The organism is Companilactobacillus musae (assembly GCF_003967595.1).
Classification (GTDB): Bacteria; Bacillota; Bacilli; order Lactobacillales; family Lactobacillaceae; genus Companilactobacillus; species Companilactobacillus musae.
This window is the reverse complement of sequence record NZ_BIFW01000012.1, coordinates 1-16,786: the sequence shown is the minus strand read 5'-3', so window position 1 is coordinate 16,786 and position 16,786 is coordinate 1. Positions and strand designations below refer to the sequence as shown.

The 16,786-nt window shown below is 35.2% G+C and carries 18 protein-coding genes; 11 read left to right on the top strand and 7 right to left on the bottom strand.

The features are described 5' to 3' along the window. The 3 genes from LAB100_RS10935 (at position 1) to LAB100_RS10925 (ending at position 1,370) form a co-directional block, all read left to right on the top strand. Positions 1–600: an XTP/dITP diphosphatase gene (locus LAB100_RS10935; protein ID WP_119327464.1), complete on the top strand. Its 600-nt coding sequence runs from the start codon at positions 1–3 to the stop codon at positions 598–600. Between the two features lie 66 nt (positions 601–666). After that, positions 667–1,077 (top strand): DUF948 domain-containing protein, encoded by a 411-nt coding sequence (locus tag LAB100_RS10930; RefSeq protein WP_119327465.1) that lies wholly within the window; start codon positions 667–669, stop codon positions 1,075–1,077. A gap of 2 nt (positions 1,078–1,079) precedes the next feature. Continuing rightward, on the top strand, positions 1,080–1,370 hold the full coding sequence (locus LAB100_RS10925) for a YtxH domain-containing protein (protein WP_119327466.1): 291 nt from the start codon (positions 1,080–1,082) through the stop codon (positions 1,368–1,370). A gap of 143 nt (positions 1,371–1,513) precedes the next feature. On the opposite strand, the gene LAB100_RS10920 is transcribed toward LAB100_RS10925, so the two are convergent. Then, positions 1,514–2,614, bottom strand: coding sequence for a M24 family metallopeptidase (locus tag LAB100_RS10920; RefSeq protein WP_119327467.1), 1,101 nt, complete (start codon positions 2,612–2,614; stop codon positions 1,514–1,516). Positions 2,615–2,786: 172 nt separating this feature from the next. On the opposite strand from LAB100_RS10920, the gene ccpA reads away from it, so the two are divergent. Then, the gene (ccpA, locus tag LAB100_RS10915; protein WP_119327468.1) at positions 2,787–3,788 is read left to right on the top strand and encodes a catabolite control protein A; all 1,002 of its coding nucleotides are present in this window, start codon (positions 2,787–2,789) and stop codon (positions 3,786–3,788) included. Positions 3,789–3,864: 76 nt separating this feature from the next. On the opposite strand, the gene LAB100_RS10910 is transcribed toward ccpA, so the two are convergent. The 4 genes from LAB100_RS10910 to LAB100_RS10895 all read right to left on the bottom strand — a co-directional run bounded on the left by LAB100_RS10910 (position 3,865) and on the right by LAB100_RS10895 (position 10,130). Next, on the bottom strand, positions 3,865–4,164 hold the full coding sequence (locus LAB100_RS10910; protein ID WP_119327469.1) for a hypothetical protein: 300 nt from the start codon (positions 4,162–4,164) through the stop codon (positions 3,865–3,867). A 216-nt stretch (positions 4,165–4,380) separates the two neighbouring features. Further along, positions 4,381–7,113 (bottom strand): transglycosylase domain-containing protein, encoded by a 2,733-nt coding sequence (locus LAB100_RS10905; protein WP_119327470.1) that lies wholly within the window; start codon positions 7,111–7,113, stop codon positions 4,381–4,383. Between the two features lie 116 nt (positions 7,114–7,229). Beyond that, positions 7,230–8,633, bottom strand: coding sequence for a dipeptidase PepV (gene pepV, locus LAB100_RS10900; RefSeq protein WP_119327471.1), 1,404 nt, complete (start codon positions 8,631–8,633; stop codon positions 7,230–7,232). 66 nt (positions 8,634–8,699) lie between these two features. Continuing rightward, on the bottom strand, positions 8,700–10,130 hold the full coding sequence (locus LAB100_RS10895; protein WP_119327472.1) for a glycerophosphodiester phosphodiesterase: 1,431 nt from the start codon (positions 10,128–10,130) through the stop codon (positions 8,700–8,702). A 114-nt stretch (positions 10,131–10,244) separates the two neighbouring features. Between LAB100_RS10895 and LAB100_RS10890 the strand changes: the two genes are divergently transcribed. The 6 genes from LAB100_RS10890 to LAB100_RS10865 are packed head-to-tail and all read left to right on the top strand — an operon-like array spanning position 10,245 to position 14,485. Beyond that, complete coding sequence (locus tag LAB100_RS10890; protein ID WP_119327473.1) at positions 10,245–10,580, top strand: hypothetical protein; 336 nt, start codon at positions 10,245–10,247, stop codon at positions 10,578–10,580. Beyond that, positions 10,580–11,191, top strand: a complete 612-nt coding sequence (locus LAB100_RS10885; RefSeq protein ID WP_119327474.1) for a metallophosphoesterase family protein — start codon at positions 10,580–10,582, stop codon at positions 11,189–11,191. The genes LAB100_RS10890 and LAB100_RS10885 overlap by 1 nt, the downstream gene beginning before the upstream one ends. A 6-nt stretch (positions 11,192–11,197) precedes the next feature. Continuing rightward, positions 11,198–12,565 carry a bifunctional metallophosphatase/5'-nucleotidase gene (locus LAB100_RS10880; RefSeq protein WP_119327475.1) on the top strand — a complete coding sequence of 456 codons (1,368 nt, stop codon included), beginning with the start codon at positions 11,198–11,200 and terminating at the stop codon, positions 12,563–12,565. A gap of 9 nt (positions 12,566–12,574) precedes the next feature. After that, a complete protein-coding gene (locus LAB100_RS10875) occupies positions 12,575–13,117 on the top strand; it encodes a YutD family protein (RefSeq protein WP_119327476.1) in 543 nt (180 codons plus the stop codon). After that, entirely contained in the window at positions 13,114–13,890 is a 777-nt protein-coding gene (locus tag LAB100_RS10870) for a TIGR01457 family HAD-type hydrolase (RefSeq protein ID WP_119327477.1), read from the top strand. The genes LAB100_RS10875 and LAB100_RS10870 overlap by 4 nt, the downstream gene beginning before the upstream one ends. Next, positions 13,883–14,485: a TIGR01906 family membrane protein gene (locus LAB100_RS10865; RefSeq protein WP_119327478.1), complete on the top strand. Its 603-nt coding sequence runs from the start codon at positions 13,883–13,885 to the stop codon at positions 14,483–14,485. The genes LAB100_RS10870 and LAB100_RS10865 overlap by 8 nt, the downstream gene beginning before the upstream one ends. A gap of 10 nt (positions 14,486–14,495) precedes the next feature. Here the strand turns inward: LAB100_RS10865 and LAB100_RS10860 are convergent, their stop codons facing one another. After that, positions 14,496–15,137 (bottom strand): DedA family protein, encoded by a 642-nt coding sequence (locus LAB100_RS10860; protein ID WP_119327484.1) that lies wholly within the window; start codon positions 15,135–15,137, stop codon positions 14,496–14,498. Positions 15,138–15,230: 93 nt separating this feature from the next. Beyond that, positions 15,231–16,223: an NAD(P)/FAD-dependent oxidoreductase gene (locus tag LAB100_RS10855; protein ID WP_119327479.1), complete on the bottom strand. Its 993-nt coding sequence runs from the start codon at positions 16,221–16,223 to the stop codon at positions 15,231–15,233. Positions 16,224–16,302: 79 nt separating this feature from the next. Between LAB100_RS10855 and LAB100_RS10850 the strand changes: the two genes are divergently transcribed. Beyond that, positions 16,303–16,689, top strand: a complete 387-nt coding sequence (locus LAB100_RS10850) for a CvfD/Ygs/GSP13 family RNA-binding post-transcriptional regulator (protein ID WP_119327480.1) — start codon at positions 16,303–16,305, stop codon at positions 16,687–16,689. Positions 16,690–16,786 lie beyond the last annotated feature (97 nt).

The following is a 16,786-nucleotide window of genomic DNA, read 5'->3' as shown; positions in this document are numbered from 1 at the left end:
ATGAAAGAAATAATCATTGCCACTAAGAATCCTGGAAAAGCTCGTGAGTTTAAGAAGATTTTTAACGATCAGGAATTTACTTTGAAAACTTTACTAGATTTTCCTGATTTTCCTGAAATAAGGGAAAATGGTAAAACTTTTGAAGAAAATGCTACTTTAAAAGCACATGCGGTTATGGAAAAATTTGGTTTGCCAACAATTGCAGATGATTCAGGTTTGCAAGTTGATGCTTTGTATGGACGACCTGGAATTTATTCAGCTCGTTATGCAGGTGATCACAATGATGCTGCTAATAATGCTAAATTGCTGAGTGAACTAGGTGGTGTTCCAGCTGAAAAAAGAACAGCTCGTTTCGTTTCAACTTTAGTTTTTGCCAATCCTAAGAATGAGCAAGATTTGGTGGTTGAGGGAGAAGTAAAAGGACAAATTGCGATGTTTCCTCAAGGAGACGATGGCTTTGGTTATGATCCATTATTTTATTTGCCAGAATTAGGTAAGACAATGGCGGAATTGACAATTGATGAAAAGAATCAGATCAGTCATCGTGGTAATGCTATTAAAAAATTGGAACAACAATGGCAAGATTGGATTAATTGGTAATTAATTGCCGTTAATTTGATAAAATGCTAGTATGAAAGTGCTATTAAAATACAGGAGGGTAATATTATGACTGGTGGACAAATTGCAGGTTTGATTGCAGCAGTTGCTTTTGTAGTATTGGTTGTATACTTAGCTAGAACTTTAGTTCAAACTGCTAAATTACTTCAAGAATTACAGGAAACAATGAAGGAAACAACTAAGATGGTTGAGGTTCTTTCAAGAAATACTGAACAAATTATGGATCAAAGTACAAAATTAGTCGATAAGACTAATACTTTGATGGATGATGTTAATAGTAAATCAAGTAAGTTAAATCCTTTGTTCGACACAGTAGAAAATCTTGGTAAGAAGAGTGCCAAAGCTACTGAAGAAAAGCCTAATAACGGATTTAGTTTTCAAAATTTGTTAACAATTGGTAATTTAGCTACAGTCGCAAAAACGGCTGCTAAAGTCTGGCCAAGAAAGAAGAATAAATAACTATGAAAAATAATCATTTTCTATTGGGCCTAGCTTTAGGCTGTGCATCAGGATATGTTGCTTCTAAGTATTTAACCAGTGAATCAGGCCAAAAACTATTAGAAAATATCAAAACTATTCGTGGAGATTTCAATAACGGTGGTGTTGGTTTAAGTACTAATAGTGATTTGGTTGATTCATTTAATGAAAAGACAGATGCTTTAAAGGATCAAATGGCATCAACTGTCGATAAATTCAAAGATGATGATGATAATTCAGATATTATTTTTGACGAAGACGATATTAATAAATAAGTAATCCAAACGAAAAGCCCTAACCAAAACGTTGTTTTGATTGGGGCTTTTTATTATGCTTGTATTTTTGTGAATGGTTGAATCTTCATGCTACATTGAAAGGATTCCCTAGGAATAACCGGTGTTCAATGTAGCATGGATTACTAGTTAATGTATTTAAGTTCTTTAGATGTATGAGTGAATGGTTCACAACCATCCTCTGTAATGTAAACACAATCTTCGATTCTAACTCCGGCAACATTTGGAATGTAAATTCCCGGTTCAATTGAGAAGCACATACCAGGCTTCAAAACCATATCGTTACCTTCCATAATTGATGGAAATTCATGTTCTGAAGTTCCCATACCATGACCTAATCTGTGAATGAAGTATTCTCCATAACCGGCCTTGTCGATAATGTCACGAGCAACTTTATCCAATTCAGCGGCCGTGATACCTGGCTTAGCGGCATCCATGGCTGCGTATTGAGCTTCAAGGTCAACCTTGTAGATATCAAGTGACTTATCATCAGGCTGTCCAAAAGCTACAGTTCTAGAAGCATCACTGATATAACCATTATGAACAGTACCTAAGTCGAACAATACTAGTTCATCTTTCTTCAATGGAATTTTTTCAGGACCACCATGTGGATTAGCAGCATTAGCACCAGCTTGGACAATTGTGTCAAAACTCATGTGCATGACACCTTTTTTCATCATGGCATATTCAATTTCAGCCACAACCTCTTGCTCTGTTCGACCTTCCTTGATAGCGTTAAAGGCTACGGAAAAGGCGTAGTCGGCTTCAGCACCAGCAGCCTTTAATTGTTCAATTTCTTCATCAGTTTTGATTAACTTGGCATTTTCCATGTAACGAGATAGGTTATTAGGAAATTGAGCATCTGGAAATTGGTTCTTAAGGGCTTCAAGCTTTTGAACAGACATGTCGTCTTTTTCAATAGCCCATTTTTTAGGCGCACCAGCAACATCTTGAATGTGACCAGCCATCAAGGCAAATGGATCTTCATGGTCGAGATAACCAAAAACATCTTTATCCCAGCCAGCATCCTTAGCAGCTTCGACCTCTAATTGAGGTGCAAAGAGGAATGGATCTTTGTCAGGGAAAACGAGAAGGGCAAGAATACGCTCTACCGGATCACTGTAAAATCCAGTAAAATAGTTAATATCGGTTGGATTTGAGACATATGCGGCATCAAGTCCATTTTGTGCTAGGTACTCTTGTAATGCTATTAATTGTTTCTTCATGAAAATGCTCCTTTACGATAATATTTATATGTAGTATATCACTGAAAATGGTTTTCTTTTTGAAAAAATGTGAAAACATAAGCCAATAATGTAGAAACCGCTTGCAAAATGTAAACATCTTTGATAAATTAGAGATAATTAATGAAAATATTGTTTGAGAGAGTGAATATTGATGGAGAAAAAAGTAGTAACAATCTATGACGTAGCCGAGGCTGCCAATGTTTCAATGGCAACAATTTCTCGTGTTGTTAATGGCAACGCCAATGTAAAGGAAGAAACCAGAAAACGTGTTTTGGAAGTAATTGATCGTTTAAATTATCGTCCTAATGCGGTTGCACGTGGATTGGCAAGTAAGAAGAGTACAACTATTGGTGTAATCTTACCAGATATTACTAATTTGTATTTTGCATCATTGGCAAAGGGTATTGACGATGTTGCCTCAATGTACAAGTACAATATTATCTTAACTAGTTTACAAGAATCAGTTGGCGATGAAGAACAAATCTTGAATAATTTGTTATCAAAGCAAGTTGATGGTTTGATTTACATGGGTAAGCAATTATCTAAGAAATTAAAACGTATCTTAGCAAACTCAAAAACACCAATCGTTTTGGCCGGTTCGGTTGATAAGAATAATGAAAGTGCCAGTGTAAATATTGATTTTACTGATGCTGTTGCTAGTGTTGTTGGTCAATTAACACAAAATGGACATAAGAAGATTGCCTTTGTAGGTGGCAGTTTGGAAAATCCAATTGACGGTAAATTTAGATTAGATGGATACAAGAAGGCTTTGAAAAAAGCACATCTAAACTTTTCATCTAACTTAGTTTTTGAAGCTGAATATTCAGTAAGAGCTGGAGAAGCTATCTGGGATGCAATCCAAGGTAGTGGTGCAACAGCTGCTTACGTAACAGATGATTTACTAGCTGCTGGTATTCTAAACTCAGCAGTTAAAGCTGGAGTTAAAATTCCTGAAGACTTTGAACTAGTAACAAGTAATGATACAGTTCTTTGTGAAGTAACACGTCCAAAGATGAGTTCAATTGAAGAACCATTATATGATATCGGGGCCGTTGCAATGCGTCTTTTGACTAAGATGATGAATCAAGAACAAATTGATGATAATACTATTAAGTTGCCATATAGCATCGTAAAACGTGGATCAACAAAATAGAGTAGATAAGCTACTTCATACATAAAAAAGTCCAGTGCCTCAATTTGAGGTACTGGACTTTTATTTACTCAAAGTTCTATTTGTTTAAAGTTTTTCGTTGTTTATGTAATTCCCAAATGATAACTACGATATAGCCAAATGCTACTAGTGACAGGCCACCAGTTACGACTGAGCTTAATTCGTAAGGGAGATCGACAAAACCGCCTAGAATTGAATATAAGGTGTTTGCCAAAACAATACTAGCCAAAGTGAGAGTCTTATCCCAAATTTTAATATTATGTTTTAATTTGTAAACAATGACGGCAATCATAAAGATTATTAAAATTGCGGCAACAAGATACAAAGAGTTTTGTAGAAAGCTTGGACTAAAGTACATTAGTTAATCTCCTTAAATCAAAGTAACGTTTTTATTCTATCATAAAAAAGAGTTTGAATGATGTTAACCTTTTTTGGTCCTTTTTAGCTAATGCCAATTATAATCAGCTTTAAAAAAGAGCTACCTTGTTCGATAAAAAAAATCCTTATCTAGTGACCGTTAAATAGGTTAGCTAGATAAGGATTCTTTATTGTTCAGTAATTGAACTTTTTTTAACTATTCTCCTAAGCTCGGAGTTTCTGTTGATGTTGAATTTGTTGAAATAGTATCACCCGTTGAGGCACTATTTTCTTCAGTTTCAACAGATGAGGATGATTCAGAATTACTTCCACGGGACCCTGAACCTGATGAACCAGAGCCTGTACCAGTTTCTGAAGTTCCATTAGAAGTTGTGGAGTTAGTAGTGTTATTGTTACGACTCGAAGTTGAGGAAGCACTGTTAGTAACGACTTCTGATGATTCGTTGCTGTTAGTACTATTACTGAATCCAGAAGTACGACCACTACCATTCTCGTTGGCTAATTCATTTGCACTCTTTGAGTTACTTCCAAGTTGTTGAACAACCTCATAACCATTATCACGACCAAAGTAATGATCCCAGAATAGTTTGTAATTCTTAGTTTTACCACCAATAGCAAAATCACTGTAAGACATTTCTTTAGGACTGCCTTTGTAATAAAGCGATGTGGCTTTGTGTTGATTGACTTTAGTAGTAATGCCGTTGTAGCCAATTGAACCTGTATAAGTACCAGTTTCTTTGTCGACCTTATAAGATTTGACACCTTCAGGTTTGGTGAATTTCTGATTGACATCAAAGACACTCTTATCTTCTTGATAAAGGGCATTTGCCATATTAGCCCAGAGTTCCTGGTTAGTGTCGGTCGAATTACTTGCAAGATTGTAGTTATTGCCATAGAAATTATCGTAACCAATCCAAGAAGCAAGGGTCATACCTTGAGTACTACCGATGAACCAATTATCACGATAGTTATTAGAAGTACCAGTTTTACCAAAGAGATTCTTAGTACTGAAGTTAGCCTCATATGAAAGGGCTGAGGCAGTACCTTTAGTAACAACACCATGTAACATGTTCTTGATGATGTATGATGTTTCTTTACTGAAGACTTTCTTTTTGCTGCCTTTATGATGATAGATCTTCTTGCCAGAAGGATCAGTTACATCAGTTAGAACGTAAGGATCAACGTGAACTCCCTTATTGGCAAAAGTTGAAAAGGCACTGGCTTGTTGAAGAACGGTAACACCATCAGATGTACCACCAAGGGTAATACCTAATTGATTATATTCTTTGTCAGATAGGTTGATTCCCATTTTAGACATGTATTTTTTAGAATGAACATTATGCTGACGAATATAGTTGTAAAGATTAACCGTTGGAATATTATAAGATTCTTCCAAAGTTTCTCGAGCAGAAACAAAACGATTTTGAATTGTTTCACCATAATCGGTTGGAGCATAGTCGCCATACTTAGTCTTGAAATCGGCTAGCATCGTTTGTGAACCAATCAAACCATTTTCAATCGCTGGAGCAAAGGTAATTAATGGCTTAATAGATGAACCAGGTGATCTTTGTGTGTAAACGTGGTTAGTCTGTGATTTCTTGAAATTAACACCACCGACGAAAGCTAAAACTTGTCCTGATTTGTTATCTAAAAGCACGGAACCATTCTGAACAGGTTCAGAAACCTTAATAGGTTTACCAGTTGTAGGATCGGTTGCACTATCAGAATGTGTAGTTCCTAGATTATTTTTAAATTGTTGAACTTGTTGATTCATAGCAATGTACAATTTTTTATTGATTGTACTGTGAATTTTGTAGTTCTTGTTGTGTAATTCGGTTTCAGCTTGTGTTGAATATTTTTTATATAAATTATCGTCTTTAACAACATCACTATATTTCAAGCCATCATTTTTAACTAAGCGTTTGATTAAGACATTTGTAGCTTGCTGAGTTAGAAGATTATAAATATAACCGTACTTGATTTCTTTTGAACTAGCCTTAGCAGGTTTTAAGAAATCATTCTTCAAATCAAAATTCTTAGCACGATTATATTGACTTTCAGTAATTTGATTATCACGATACATACGATATAAAACGACATCTTTACGCTTTAGCCCAAGACTAATATCATCTTTGAATCGACCACGTGAACCGTTTTGCGTGTAATCGTATGGGGTATAAATTGAAGGGCTTTGTGGTAAACCAGCGATAAAAGCTGATTCAGCAATATTTAATTCACTAGCGTCTTTGCCAAACAACCCCTGGGCTGCGGCTTGAACACCTTGAATGTTTTGTCCTTTGTTATTACGACCGAATGTAGCGGCGTTTAAGTAATCTTCAAGAATTTCATCTTTAGTGAAGTACTTATCAACACGCATAGCTAAGAAAATTTCTACAGCTTTACGTTTCCACGTTGTTTCAGAAGATAACATCTGCATCTTGACTGTTTGCTGCGTTAGAGTTGAACCACCAGTTTGAGCACCGATACCAGTAACGTCAGAAATAATAGCTCTAAATATAGACTTAGGAACGACACCTTTATGACGATAGAAGTCACTATCTTCAGTTGAAACAATAGCCTTTTTTAAATAAGGCGACATTTCAGATAAAGATATCTTTTTACCCTCAAGATCTTTTTGAAGATTTTCAACTTTTGAGCCATCAGCAAAATACAAGGTTGCTGAATTATTGACATCTTGAAGTTGAGTCTTCATTTCATGCTTGGTAGGGACTGCGACCTGATTAGTTAAAGCCGAAACATATCCTGTTCCAAGTCCGATTGCCAAACTCAAAAGAATCAATAACCCTGCAATAGAGTACAGTATGATTCTTCGAATAACTTCAATCGTTAGATTAGCTTTGTTAGCAAAATCAGACCAGCTCTTAATACTTTTAAAGCTGTTGACTATGCTATTCCATAAATTTTTCACTTTTAAATAAGCTCCCTTAAAAAGTTACATACCGTAATTATATAATAAAATTGATTTAGAAGTGTAAAAACAAAAAAAGTTCCGTAGAAAAGAACCTCTACAGAACTTTTAATTCATTACTTAATCAAGCGGTAAATGGCGTCTGCGTAAACGGCAGTCGACTTCAATAATTTATCAATATTAATATATTCATTAGGTTGATGCATAACATTTTCATCACCAGGGAACATAGCTCCATAAGCAATACCATGTTTTAGAATACGGCCGTAAGTACCACCACCAACAGTGAATGGTTCAGTATCATCGCCAGTGTGATCACGATAAGCTCCAACTAGTGCTTGAACTAGTGGGTCATTGACAGCAACGAAATGAGGCAACTGGTTATGTCCTTCGATAACAGCTGAAACATTTTCAGGTAGAGCCCGATTAATTTTTTCAGTTAAGGTGTCACCAGTGTCACCCTTTGGATAACGGATATTTAAAAGAATATTAGCTTTTGTAGCATCGTATTCATAAATATTAGGTGAAAGTGTCAATTCACCCATAACATCGTCTTTGTTAGCAATACCTAGGTGTTTACCAGCAAAATCAAGATGCAAGTCGTTAGCAATAAATGAGAAGTAAAGCTTTTCACTCGCATTAAGGTCTAATTCGACTAAGAATTTGGCTAGGTAAGTTGCGGCATTAATACCATTGAATGGTTCCATGGCATGAGCACCTTTACCGATAATTTGAACTTTTGCGATGTTATTATCGGAATCAATTTCGATATTACCTTTAATTTCTTTATTTGCAGTCAAGAAATCATTTAATTTAGCCTTAAGGTCTTCAGCACTGATAGCTGATAAGTCTAAATCTGCTTCGGCATTTTGAGGAACCATGTTTGGTCTGATACCGGCAGCAAAATTTTTCACTAAGCTGATTGTTGGTGTAGGGAAGTTAACTCTAAAGGAAACAATTCCCTTTTCACCATTGATAGCTGGGAATTCAGCATCTGGTGAGAAACCTGTTTCAGGCATAGTTTCTTTTTCCATGTAATGGTTGATACCGACCCATTCGCTTTCTTCATCAGTACCTAAGATAAGTTGAACACTCTTTTTGACTGGTAAATTTAATTCCTTGATGATTTTCATTGCATAATAAGCAGCCAAACCAGGGCCCTTGTCATCAGAAGCGCCACGAGCATAGAAATTGCCATCTTTAATTACAGGTTCAAAAGGATTAGTTTCCCAACCTGGTCCTTCAGGAACTACATCGACGTGAGATAGGATTGCAATGGCATCATCACTATCACCTAATTCAATTCTTCCGGCTAAATTGTCGACGTTTTTGGTTTGGAAACCATCACGATCGGCAAAATGTAGGAAAGTTTGTAAAGCTTTTGCTGGTCCAGGACCTAGTGGAAAATCGCTAGTCTTGTGTTCTGTATCTCTAGAACTATCAATACTTACTAATTCAGAAAGATCGTTTATTAATTCATCAGAACGATGTGAAACTTCTTTCTCCCAATCTATAGACATATATCTTTGACCTCCACATGAAGTTTTTTATATTTTACCAAAGGTTGCCGCCAAAGGCTAATCTACCTAGATTTTATTTATGGAATCGTTGTCATTGTTTACAGAGAAATCAATATAAAAATTATTGAAATCCTTGATTAAATCAGTATTTTTAACTGTTTGATTATTACTTGGTTCGATAATTGATAAATTTTGTAATAAATCAATATTTTTAATACGTTGACCACGAGGTAGATCATAATAGCTTTCTTCAGAATCGTTACCTAGATAATTATCGGGATTCAACTGGATTAAAACATTATGGGCATTGATCCAACCATTTTTGAGTTTTAGCCAAGTTTGAGTACCGATTTTTTGAATAGTTAAAATTTGTTCTGGTTGATTGCTTTCCATGCGATTGCAGATTGAAGTCTTATCGTATGGATCACTGTATAGGTAGTTATTAGGTTGTTGATTACGATAGATAGCTTTGGCACCAAAGTATTGACGTAAATCACGTAAGGAATATTCAGAATTGAAGCCAGTAGCATTGGCAAATTCATTTTCGCCCAATTGAACATATTTTTCGCCGTTGAATTTAATGATGTTAGTAATGTGATAGCCACCTAATGGTAAAACAGACTTATCGGTTTTGATTAGGCGATAAGGATTTTCGTAGATTGGCTCTTTTTGAGAACTCATGTAAAAGACATTCTGATTCAAGGCCTCACTTTTTGATTGATCCTTTAATTCTCGATATTCATTACCGGTAGCAGGGTAGTTAGTTACCACACCATCGATTGGCATATTGATTAAAGTATTCCACTTTTTGGGACTCTCATTCATTTCGTCCCATACGTAAATACTTTTGCCCATGAAATGTATTGTGTCGATAATCTGTGGTGTCACAATATTAGATGAAAGATTAACACCAGTAACGTATTGTAAAATATCGAAATTGACACGTTTGATTGTTCCGGCGATAAAGATTCGAGGGATGTCAGGCATTAATTGAGCTTCATTTTCCAAACTTTTGGTTGAGAAGGAATGGAACATAACTCTATCTTGCATACCGTATTGATCAATAACTTGTTTGAGCAATTCTTCCATATTTTGAGGATTACCCTTTTTAGTTTTCTTAGTTTCGATCAGGAACTTAGCCTTGGGATTATTTTTGTAATGTTCAAAGACTTGGTTCAAACTATGGATCGGTTCACCATTTTTTTGATGTAATTGAGCTAGATCTGAAAAATTATGCTGTGAAACGATTTCCGATGTTCCAGTAACACGTTCTAGATCTCGGTCATGTGATACTACGAGGACATTGTCTTTGGAAACGTGTAGGTCCAGTTCGACATAATCGGCTCCCTCTTTAAAAGCTTTATCAAAACTTTCAAAGGTTTCTTCGGGGGCATTGATAGGATCGCCACGGTGTCCGATAACAGTGAAACCACTAGCGAAGATAAATAGAAATAAAGCTAGTGAAATTTTGAAAAGATTGAAACTTTTTGAATTCATAATTAACTCCCTAACTTTTTAGATATTATATACTAGAGTAAGTAGCAAAATGTTTTTAGGATACTGTCTTAAAAGAATGTATCCTTTAATAACCAAATAATGAGGTATTTATAAATGAACAATGAGAATCAAACATTAGATATGATTGAACAAATTACTCGTAATGATGGTACAAAGTATTACGAGATGGCTAATATCGTTATGAACGGTCGTGCTGAAAAGGCCGCCGAATTAGGATTGATCAAAGAAGTTAGAATCTTAAAGCTCAATATTCCGCATTCTTCAGCTGTTGGCGTTTATGAAGATTACGTCAACCAAAATTATACAGTTCCACCAATGAATTTAACAGAATGGGTTGAATATAAGAAACCTGAGGGTAAGATTCGCGATGCCTTTAACGAAATTCTCAAAGCTAACCGAATAATTTCAAAGGAAGACGAAAGTAAATAATGAATTATTTTATTGCAGATACACATTTTTATCATTATCAATTGTTAGAGCCCAATAATTTTGCTCCACGTCATTTTGGAAATGTCGATGAAATGAATCAAGCTATGATTGATGCTTGGAATGCTCGAGTTGATGAGAATGACCGAGTTTATCACCTGGGTGATATCTCAATGCGTCCTCAGGCTACGCCAACTGATGAGGAAACCTATGATATGTTAAGACAGTTGAACGGACATATGACTTTGATCAAAGGTAACCACGATTATCGTTCTTTGTTTAAATTTATTGATAGACATAATGAAACAATGTCAGATGGCAAGCCAAGATTTGAATTTGAAGATGTAGGATCTTTACTAAAGTTCGATCATCATCAATTTTATTGTACTCATTATCCAATGCTTTTAGGTAAGGTTGATAAAATTATTAATCTTCATGGTCACATTCATCACTATGCAGTTCCAATCCCTGAAAATATTAATGTTGGTGTCGATGCACCTGAACGAGATTATTTGTCAGAGGATTTACCTTGGGGTTCTCCATTACGTGGTGAAGAGATATTAGAGATGTATGATAAGAAGAAAAAGGATTTAGCTAGATTGCAAAGAAAGTAGGATATTATGGAAAAAATTCAAATAGTTCACACCAATGATTTGCATTCTCACTTTGAAAACTTTCCACGAGTCAAACGATTTATTGAACAGTCTCGAAAAGAAAGTGTAGCTGATGATTTTTATTTGTTTGATCTAGGAGATGCTATGGATCGGGCTCATCCTTTAAGTGAAGCTACTAATGGACAGGCAAATATTGAATGGATGAATCCTCTTCATTATGATGCTGCCACAATTGGTAATAATGAAGGATTAGGAAATAGCCATGCTGAATTGGAACACTTGTATGACCATGCTAACTTTCCTGTTATTTTGGATAATCTCTATGAAAAAGAATCTGGTCAGTTAGCTGAGTTTGCTCAGCCGTATAAGATCATTAAAACTAAAAAAAATACTACCATTGGAGTTATCGGTTTAACGGCACCGTATATTTTGACCTATCCTTTATTGGATTGGGATATTAGATTGGTTCAGGATATTTTACCTAAAGCTTTGAAGATGGTAAAAGATTGCGATGTAATTGTTTTGCTATCACATTTAGGTGTTTCAATGGATCGCTTAATTGCCAGTAAACACCCAGAAATAGATATTATTATTGGTTCTCATTCTCATCATCTTTTTCCTGAAGGTGAAATAGATAATGGTGTTTTATTGGCTGCAGCAGGTAAGTATGGTCAACATATTGGAACAATTAGTTTGGATTTAGACGATGGTAAAAAAGTTATACAAAAGGCTGCCTTTACGACTAAAACCTCAAGTTTAAAAGAGCTACCAGATGATCAACAATGGATCAAAGCTCAATATGACAAGGGTGAGACTTTATTAGATCAACAAAAAGTGGCTAAATTACCAGTAACATTAAGTAATGATTATCAAGCCGAACATAGTATCATTGATGAAGCCTTGACGGCGGTAAATGACTATGCTCATAGTGATGTGGCAATTTTGAGTTCAGGATTATTTTTAGAGAATCTACCAGCGGGGACTATTACAGAAAAGAACTTGCACAATGCCTTACCACATGCGATTCATGTCATGAGAACTACAATGACTGGTGATAATGTATGGCGTTTGATTATGGAGATGGAAAAGAATCGTCTATTTTTACGTAACCATATGCAAAAGGGAATGGGATTTCGTGGTAAGATATTTGGCGAACTGGTTTATCAGGGCATCGAAATTGACAGTAAGCGCAATGTCTATATAAACGGTAAGGAATTAGAGAAGAATCAAGAGTATACTTTAGCATTATTGGATCACTACTTATTTGTACCTTATTTTCCTTCAATTGAGATTGCTGGTAAAAATGAGATATTGTATCCTAAATTTTTGAGAAGTGTATTCGGAGATTATTTGAATAAAAAATATCCGATTTGAGGTGATTACTTGGAGGATGTTGAAGAAAAAGCAGCTAAATTAGTTGATGTAATCAAGTTGTCTGATAGTTTGATTACAATTGATAAAACACAATATAAAATTGTAGAGAATCATGACAGTGGCTTTAGTGAAGAACGAATCGAAGAGCGTTATAACAATGTTCTAGAAAAATATGATTATATTGTTGGTGACTGGGGTTATGATCAGTTACGTTTTAAGGGATTTTATGAAGATGGTCGTAAAGAAAGTACTTTAGATAATCGAATTTCTCATTTAGAGGATTATTTGTTGGAGTACTGTAATTTCGGCTGTGCTTATTTCGTTTTGGAAAAAGTCAAAAAAGCACCACTTAAAACAGGTCATCATCGAGCTAACCATAGATTTAGAACTAGAAATAATCATGTTAAACCCGGCACTAAGGCTAATAAGCCACATAATAACGGGCAACGCAAAAAACGGATTTCTAAACATCGTAGTAGTAAGAAGACAACAACAACTACGAGTGCGAAGAAGACGTTTAAAATTAGAAAAATAGGTGAAAAGAATAAATGAAGTATCAAACATATTTAATTGATTTAGATGGAACTATGTATCGAGGCAAGGATAAGATTCCTGAAGCTAAGATTTTTATTGATAACCTAAACGCTGCAGGGGCTAAATATTATTTCTTGACGAATAATACTACTAAGACGCCACAACAAGTAGCAGACAATTTGACTAACAATCATCAGATTACAGCAACTGCTGATCAAGTATTGACGCCTTCACTTGCTACGGCGGCATACATTAAAAATATGTTTGAAGACGATTTGGAAAATCATTCGGCTTATGTTATTGGTGAATATGGATTAAAAAGTGCCGTTTTTGGAACAGGTATCAAGTTAAATGAAGTTGATCCGGATGTTGTTATTGTAGGATTGGATTATGACGTAACTTATCATAAATTTGAATTAGCAACGTTAGCAATTAAGCGTGGAGCTTTCTTCATTGGAACTAATGCTGATACTAATTTGCCTAACGAGCGTGGACTTGTTCCAGGTGCTGGTTCTGTAATTTCCTTAGTAGAAACATCAACGCAACAAAAGGCTCATTATATAGGTAAGCCTGAACGAGATATTATTGATTTTGCCGTTAAAGCTAGAGGATTTGATCCTAAATCAGCTGTAATGGTTGGAGATAATTATAATACCGATATTAAGTGCGGTATCAATGCTGATGTTGATACTCTTTGGGTCAATACTGGTGTAAGTACGCATGAAGATATTGACAAGGCACCAATTAAACCTACGCATCAAGTTGAAAGCTTGGACCAGTGGGATGTCTAATTCGCAAAAAGATCTTTTATATACGACTGCATTAGCTTTCTTTTTGCTGACAACAGCCATTACGGTAACCATATTTGTAAGTTATCTTTTGTTTGCAGTTGATATAAAACGTTATTATCTTGAACAGGCGGTAAATATGAAGTATGGTACGATAATGAAAAATTATGCCCAGATGATGGATTATTTGATTAATCCTTTCAATTGGCATTTTAGTTTGAGTGACTTTGGTTCTTCGGCTGCCGGAAGATTGCACTTTCAAGATTGTAAAAAACTCTTTTTGTTGAACTTTGTGGTTTTTATAGCTAGTGGTGCTGTTGTGGCTAAATTTCATAAGATTAGGGCTCGGTTTAATAGAACTTTCTTGTGGATAGGTATTGTAGGTATTGTTATAGCCATTTTAATGATGTTGAATTTTGATGAATTTTTCGTCGTTTTCCATGAAGTGCTCTTTCGCAATAGTGATTGGTTATTTGATCCAAATAAAGATCCAGTTATTAATATTTTGCCAGAGGAGTTCTTCACGCAGTGTTTCATTTTGTTCTTCATTCTATTTGAAGGATTAAACTTTTGGAAAGCTAGACTAAAAAAAGCTTAGGAAAATTTTCCTAAGCTTTTTTCTTTTTTCTATTTTTAAGTGCAGTGATAAGAACAGGAACTAATGATACCAAGACAATACCGATGATAATCATTGAGAAGTGTTCTTGAACTGCGGGAATATTACCAAAAAGATGTCCTGCAGCTGAACAAACAAGTACCCAGAGGAATGCCCCAATAAAGTTGTACTTTAAGAAGGTTCCGTAGTGCATTGTTCCACTACCAGCAACAAACGGTACGAAAGTTCTGATCAGCGGAATAAATCTACCAATGGCAATTGTTTTGCCACCATGTTTTTCAAAGAATGTATGTGCTTCATGTAAATGATCTTTATTGATCAACTTGCTGAGGTATTTATTCCTCGTCGCGTATTCACCAAAGTGTTCACCAATTTCGTAATTCATCGAATCTCCTAGGACCGCAGCGGCTAAAAAGATAATGAACATTAGCCACGATATTAATCCATATTTAGGATTAGCGGCTAACGCCATTGCAGCAAAGATCAAAGAATCTCCGGGAAGAAAAGGTAAAATAACAACTCCAGTTTCAATAAAGATGATTAGAAACAGTATTAAATATGTCCAAAGGCCGAAATTATTTACGATATTAACTAAGTGACTATCAATATGTAAAATGAAATCGACCAGACCCATAACGTAACTCAATCAATCAACTCCAGAATTCAAATTAAACTTCATTATACCAGCATACCTTAAAATAACTTTAAATTTAATGGAAATTAAAGATTATTTTTCAAAAATCGAAGTGCTGTGTTCAAAGTAATCCTTATTGGGATAGATATTACGTAAGGCCTTAGTAACAGCGATAGGTCCCTCGGCAAAAGCAGTAGTAATCAATTGAAGTTTTCCAGGATAGGTAACAATATCACCAATGGCAAAGACGTTTGGCAAATTAGTTTCCATTTGTTGAGATACTTTGATAAACGGACCATTTAGTTCTATATTCCAATCACGAAGAATTTTGGAATCGGAAACGAAACCATAATTGACTAAAAGCTTGTCTGTTGTGATAGTTTTGATTTCATCGGACTTGATCATCTTTAAAGTAACATCAATCTTTTCTGGAGTTTGAGTGTTGAAGTCAACTCCTTTAATAATATAAGGGTTGAGTTGGTCAACGTTAGATTGGTTTAACTTATTGACACTTGATTCCATAGCACGATACTTGTTTCTTCTATGAACTAGGGATGTATGATTAGCAACTTTACTCAAATCAATTGACCAATCAACAGCGGAATCACCGCCACCTGCTACAACAACATCTTTACCAGCAAATTCATCGAGACTATTAACAAAGTAGTCCAGATTGTTATCTTCTATTTTAGGATCATAGTTGAAGGTCAGCTTTCGAGGCTTAAATGCTCCATTACCAATAGCAATGATAATTGCCTTGGTACGAATAGTTTCTTTATTAGTAGTTAATTCCCAAATGTCATCTTTTCTTTCTATAGAAGAAACAGAAGTTTTTAGGTATTGATCACAATTCATAATAGCTAGTTGATCAGTTAGTTGCTTAGTTAGGTCAGTTCCTGATATCTTAGGTAGAGCAGCAATATCATAGATATGCTTTTGAGCGTAGAGCGTCTCAGGTTGACCTCCTAGTTTTGGCAAACTTTCTATTAAAGCAACGTCTAAGTTACGCAATCGAGCAAAGTAGGCTGCAAAGATACCAGCAGGGCCACCACCAATAATTGAAATGTCATAAATTTTATCATTCATAATCTTAGTCACCATTTTCTGTTATATAATCAATAGATATATTGTTACATACTTACATTTTAAAGAAGGTGGAGAGTAAATGCGAATAGGAGATATCATAACCGGAACTATTTCAGGTATTCAATCATATGGAGTGTTCGTTAAGATAGATGATGAACATCAGGGCTTGATTCATATATCAGAATTAAAACATGGATTTGTTTCTGACTTAAACGATAAGTATAAGGTTGGCGATACAGTTAAGGTAGTTGTAATGGGAATTGATGAATATAATCAAAAAATCAGTTTATCAATGCGTGCTTTACAGTCAGAAGAATTGGGAAGACCGATTTTACATAAGCATTTTTGGACCGATTATCGGAACAAGATAGGTTATAAGACAATTGCACAGCATAAAAATGCCTGGGTAAAGAGCGCTATGGAGCGTATTTCAGAAAAAAAACGAAAAAATTCAACTTTTTTGTAAAAAAGGGTTGCACACACCTATCCTAATTGGTAATATATATCTTGTTGTTGCGACAGAGCAACGGCGTCAACGCTTTGAGGCTTAACTGCTTCTCGTT

Bases quoted from the DNA above. Each gene is read 5' to 3' on its own strand.
- LAB100_RS10930 (WP_119327465.1), top strand. From the start codon at position 667: ATGACTGGTGGACAAATTGCAGGTTTGATTGCAGCAGTTGCTTTTGTA.
- LAB100_RS10880 (WP_119327475.1), top strand. From the start codon at position 11,198: ATGGAAAAAATTCAAATAGTTCACACCAATGATTTGCATTCTCACTTT.
- LAB100_RS10920 (WP_119327467.1), bottom strand. From the start codon at position 2,614: ATGAAGAAACAATTAATAGCATTACAAGAGTACCTAGCACAAAATGGA.
- LAB100_RS10865 (WP_119327478.1), top strand. From the start codon at position 13,883: ATGTCTAATTCGCAAAAAGATCTTTTATATACGACTGCATTAGCTTTC.
- LAB100_RS10890 (WP_119327473.1), top strand. From the start codon at position 10,245: ATGAACAATGAGAATCAAACATTAGATATGATTGAACAAATTACTCGT.
- LAB100_RS10935 (WP_119327464.1), top strand. From the start codon at position 1: ATGAAAGAAATAATCATTGCCACTAAGAATCCTGGAAAAGCTCGTGAG.
- LAB100_RS10885 (WP_119327474.1), top strand. From the start codon at position 10,580: ATGAATTATTTTATTGCAGATACACATTTTTATCATTATCAATTGTTA.
- LAB100_RS10870 (WP_119327477.1), top strand. From the start codon at position 13,114: ATGAAGTATCAAACATATTTAATTGATTTAGATGGAACTATGTATCGA.
- ccpA (WP_119327468.1), top strand. From the start codon at position 2,787: ATGGAGAAAAAAGTAGTAACAATCTATGACGTAGCCGAGGCTGCCAAT.
- LAB100_RS10895 (WP_119327472.1), bottom strand. From the start codon at position 10,130: ATGAATTCAAAAAGTTTCAATCTTTTCAAAATTTCACTAGCTTTATTT.
- LAB100_RS10850 (WP_119327480.1), top strand. From the start codon at position 16,303: ATGCGAATAGGAGATATCATAACCGGAACTATTTCAGGTATTCAATCA.
- LAB100_RS10860 (WP_119327484.1), bottom strand. From the start codon at position 15,137: ATGGGTCTGGTCGATTTCATTTTACATATTGATAGTCACTTAGTTAAT.
- LAB100_RS10910 (WP_119327469.1), bottom strand. From the start codon at position 4,164: ATGTACTTTAGTCCAAGCTTTCTACAAAACTCTTTGTATCTTGTTGCC.
- pepV (WP_119327471.1), bottom strand. From the start codon at position 8,633: ATGTCTATAGATTGGGAGAAAGAAGTTTCACATCGTTCTGATGAATTA.
- LAB100_RS10925 (WP_119327466.1), top strand. From the start codon at position 1,080: ATGAAAAATAATCATTTTCTATTGGGCCTAGCTTTAGGCTGTGCATCA.
- LAB100_RS10855 (WP_119327479.1), bottom strand. From the start codon at position 16,223: ATGAATGATAAAATTTATGACATTTCAATTATTGGTGGTGGCCCTGCT.